The organism is Sphingomonas sp. 66-10 (assembly GCF_001897045.1).
Taxonomy (GTDB): Bacteria; Pseudomonadota; Alphaproteobacteria; order Sphingomonadales; family Sphingomonadaceae; genus Sphingomonas; species Sphingomonas lycopersici.
Genome location: NZ_MKRR01000168.1, coordinates 1 through 2967 on the forward strand (window position 1 = coordinate 1; position 2967 = coordinate 2967).

At 66.0% G+C, this 2967-nt stretch carries 3 protein-coding genes and 1 pseudogene; 3 read left to right on the forward strand and 1 reads right to left on the reverse strand.

What is annotated here, in order from left to right; genetic code table 11:
- The 3 genes and pseudogenes from BGN95_RS26460 to BGN95_RS26470 all read left to right on the forward strand — a co-directional run.
- Window positions 1-163, forward strand: a pseudogene (locus tag BGN95_RS26460) (cytochrome b); the annotation flags it as partial.
- 24 nt (window positions 164-187) lie between these two features.
- Complete coding sequence (locus BGN95_RS26465; RefSeq protein ID WP_265269103.1) at window positions 188-1030, forward strand: cytochrome c1; 843 nt, start codon at window positions 188-190, stop codon at window positions 1028-1030.
- Between the two features lie 227 nt (window positions 1031-1257).
- Complete coding sequence (locus tag BGN95_RS26470) at window positions 1258-1791, forward strand: adenine phosphoribosyltransferase (protein ID WP_179510824.1); 534 nt, start codon at window positions 1258-1260, stop codon at window positions 1789-1791.
- 402 nt (window positions 1792-2193) lie between these two features.
- Here the strand turns inward: BGN95_RS26470 and BGN95_RS26475 are convergent, their stop codons facing one another.
- Window positions 2194-2382, reverse strand: a complete 189-nt coding sequence (locus BGN95_RS26475; RefSeq protein ID WP_286774556.1) for a hypothetical protein — start codon at window positions 2380-2382, stop codon at window positions 2194-2196.
- Window positions 2383-2967: the final 585 nt, after the last annotated feature.

Consider the following 2967-nt stretch of genomic DNA (forward strand, 5'->3'; position numbering starts at 1 on the left):
CATGGGGCAGATCGCGTCGATGTATTACTTCGCGCACTTCCTGATCATCCTGCCGTGGATTTCGCGTTCGGAGCGTCCGCTCCCGCTGCCCACGTCGATCACCGAAGCGGTGCTGGCGAAGCATGGGGAAACCGCGCACGCCGAACCGGCGCTGGCGCACTGAGCCGAACGGGGGACTGATAAGACAATGGTTCGTACCATCGCACTCCTGATCGGCGCGGCGTTCGTGGCGGCCCTCGGCTTCGCGCTGTTCGGCACGATCAAGACCGCCATCACCGATCCGGCGCCCGAATCCGCCGAGCACGTGTTCCACGTTCACCCCGAGGATATCGGGCTGAAATCGGCGGGGCTGCTCGGCAAGTTCGATCTGCAGCAGGTCCAGCGCGGCTTCCAGGTCTACAAGGAAGTCTGCTCGGCGTGCCATTCGCTGAAGTACGTCCACTTCCGCGATCTCACCAAGATCGGCTATTCGGCCGGCCAGGTGAAGGCGATCGCCGAGGCCTGGGTGATCGAGCAGCCGACGATCAACCCGGAGACGGGCGAAGCGGCGACGCGCAAGAACGTGCCCGCCGATCCCTTCCCGTCGCCGTTTGCCAATGAGATCGCCGCGCGCGCCGCGAACAACAATGCGCTGCCGCCCGATCTGTCGCTGATCACCAAGGCGCGCGAGGACGGGTCGAACTACGTCCATGCGCTGCTGATGGGCTATCGCGATCAGCCGGCCGAACTGGTGAAGGATTTCCCCGGCTCGAAGACGCCGAAGGGTCTGCACTACAACCCGGCGTTCGCGAACCTCAACATCGCGATGCCGCCGCCGCTGACCCAGGACGGGCAGATCACCTACGCCGACGGCACCAAGGCGACCAAGGACCAGATGGCGCGCGACGTCGCCGCCTTCCTGACCTGGAGCGCCGAACCGAACCTCGAATCGCGCCACGGCGCGGGGCTGGCGACGGTGGTGTTCCTCGCGATCTTCCTGTTCCTCGTCTGGGGCGCCTATCAGAACGTGTGGCGCGACCAGAAGCATTGAGAATCGCGTTGCCCCTTCGCATGAAGGGGCGGGCAAACCGAGCGGCGGCCGCGGGACCAACCCCACGGCCGCCGCTTCGCGTTTGAGATGAGAGCGAGGCTTCTATCGTCCCGCCCCGGCGCAGGCCGGGGCCCAGTATCGGGCCGGTCGCAACTGGACCCCGGCCTGCGCCGGGGTGGAAAGACGGGCGATCGCGATTGTAGGCGGCATGATCTAGGACCGAAAGAATGGCGAACGACGATCTCAAGGCACTGATCCGCACGATCCCGGATTTCCCCAAGCCGGGCATCCAGTTTCGCGACATCACCACGCTCCTGCTGTCGCCCGCGGGGCTGGCGGCGTGCGTCGAGCGGATGGTCGCGGCGACCGACGGGCCGGTCGATCTGGTCGCGGGGATCGAGGCGCGCGGCTTTCTGTTCGCGGCGGCGCTGGCGGTGCCGCTCGAGGCCGGGGTGCTGCTGATCCGCAAGGACGGCAAATTGCCCGGCGCGACGATCGCCGAGGATTATGCGCTCGAATATGGCCAGGATCGCATCGCGATGCACGCCGATGCGCTCGCGCCGGGCGCGCGGGTGTTGCTGGTCGACGATCTCATCGCCACCGGGGGCACCGCGCGCGCCGCGATCCGGTTGCTGCGCAAGGCAGGGGCGGTGGTGACGCAGGCGCAGTTCCTCGTCGATCTGCCCGATCTCGGCGGCGCGGCGGCGTTGCGTGGCGACGGGCTGCGGGTCGACGCGCTGGTGGCGTTTCCGGGGCATTGAGGGGAGCGCCGCCAGATGCGGCGCTTTCTCTCTCCTTGGGCTCCCGTGAAGGCAGGGACACAAGAAGCGGGGCGAGGCAGATCAGTGGTGCGGGTTGTGCCCGTTGTGTCCGCCGTTTGCATGTCCGCCGCCGGAATGGCCGTCTCGGCGATGAGCGCCGCCGTGCTGGCCCCCGCTCGCGTGGCCGCGACCGGGGTTACCGACATGTGGGCGTGCAGCCGGGGAATGGCCTGCGTTCGGGCGACCGGCGTGCGCTCCATGGCCGAAATCACGCCAGTTCGGCCGCAGATCATGTGAGCGCGCGGGTGAGGTGCCGCCCGGGTGAGTGCGACGAGCGTCGATTCTATTCTGCCAATAGTGGCGCTGGTTGTCGTCCCAATGGTGCGCGCGGCGATGGCGATCCTAGACGTAAACCCCTGTGCCGGGGTAATAATAATTGCCGTACCAGCCCCAGTAAGGCGCGTATCCGCTATAATAACCCGATGCGTAGCCGGCTGAAATGCCGTCATGTCCGTAGCGTTCGGTGCACGCCGCTGCGGCAATGCTTGCGATGCCGATCAACGGCAGCACCGCGATATGCTTGCAATTCATTGCCACTCTCCCGCGCGGCATAAGGATTGTTATTTTGCCGACAATTTTTAATAGCGAGATTGCGCTTAAGCAGGGATGAACTCAGCGTTACAACGCGCGCCGCTGCTTCGCCGCGATGCTGAACGGGAGAGAAAGCGTCAATTCAGCACCGCTTAAGCCGAAAAGGCCCATAACCGCGGCATAGCGGATCGATGCGCGGCGCAATCTCCGCGCGCGACCCCGTGGGAGAAAAGCGATGAATCGCAAGCGCATCGCGCTGTTGGCGCTGATCGGTGCGGCGGGGTTGGGTGTCGCGGCCTGCAATGACGGCTATGGCTATAGCGGCGTCGCGGTCGGTTACGGCCCGAGCTATTATGACGGCTATGGCCCAGGCTATTGGGGCTGGTACGGCGATTATTATTATCCCGGCACCGGCATCTACGTCTACGACCGCTACCGCCGGTCGTATCGCTGGAACGACGACCAGCGTCGTTACTGGCAGGGCAGGGGCGACAGCTATTGGCGCGGTCGCCCCGGCGGCGGTGCGCCGGGCGTCCGCCCCGGCGGTCCGCGCCCTAATTGGCACGATTTCCGCGGCGGCCCGCG

Excerpts from the sequence above, each read along its gene's own strand:
- BGN95_RS26465 (WP_265269103.1), top strand. The coding sequence starts at position 188 with ATGGTTCGTACCATCGCACTCCTGATCGGCGCGGCGTTCGTGGCGGCC.
- BGN95_RS26470 (WP_179510824.1), top strand. The coding sequence starts at position 1,258 with ATGGCGAACGACGATCTCAAGGCACTGATCCGCACGATCCCGGATTTC.
- BGN95_RS26475 (WP_286774556.1), bottom strand. The coding sequence starts at position 2,382 with ATGAATTGCAAGCATATCGCGGTGCTGCCGTTGATCGGCATCGCAAGC.